The sequence below is a fragment of the Kocuria sp. ZOR0020 genome (genome assembly GCF_000800955.1).
Taxonomy (GTDB): domain Bacteria; phylum Actinomycetota; class Actinomycetes; order Actinomycetales; family Micrococcaceae; genus Kocuria; species Kocuria subflava.
Genome location: NZ_JROX01000442.1, coordinates 1 through 429 on the forward strand (window position 1 = coordinate 1; position 429 = coordinate 429).

The following is a 429-nucleotide window of genomic DNA, read 5'->3' on the forward strand; positions in this document are numbered from 1 at the left end:
GGTTCAATAACTTCATAACCGTTAATGACAGCTTCAACCATTTTCAGCTTTTCAAATATCTCAAACGGTTTTTTTTCTTTATTTTCATAAACTTTACCTAAGCCGTCTTCAAGTTTATAATTAAAACCCCAGCGAGAAATATAATAAATCGCTTCTTTTGTTCTACCTCCAAAAGTTTCAAGATAATCAGCTTGTTTTTTCGTTAATTTAACTACCATTTATAGTTCTCCTTTATTTCTATATATATTATTATATCAAATTGCTTTCACTTTGTCAAGCATTAGATGTTATTTTTTTATTTATTTCTGCTTTTAATTGTAATGCCCTAACTAATGCACGCTTAGAGTAATCATTTTCGCAAGCGTTATGCAACTTTTTTGACTGCTTTACTAGAAATTCAGCACGTCCAAGCCATACTTTGAAAAGTTC

The 429-nt window shown here is 29.8% G+C and carries 1 protein-coding gene; it reads right to left on the bottom strand.

Annotated elements, in window-relative coordinates; genetic code table 11:
- The coding region (locus L979_RS16090) for a hypothetical protein (RefSeq protein ID WP_047692909.1) at nt 1–218 on the bottom strand (218 nt) is incomplete at its 3' end.
- Nucleotides 219–429 lie beyond the last annotated feature (211 nt).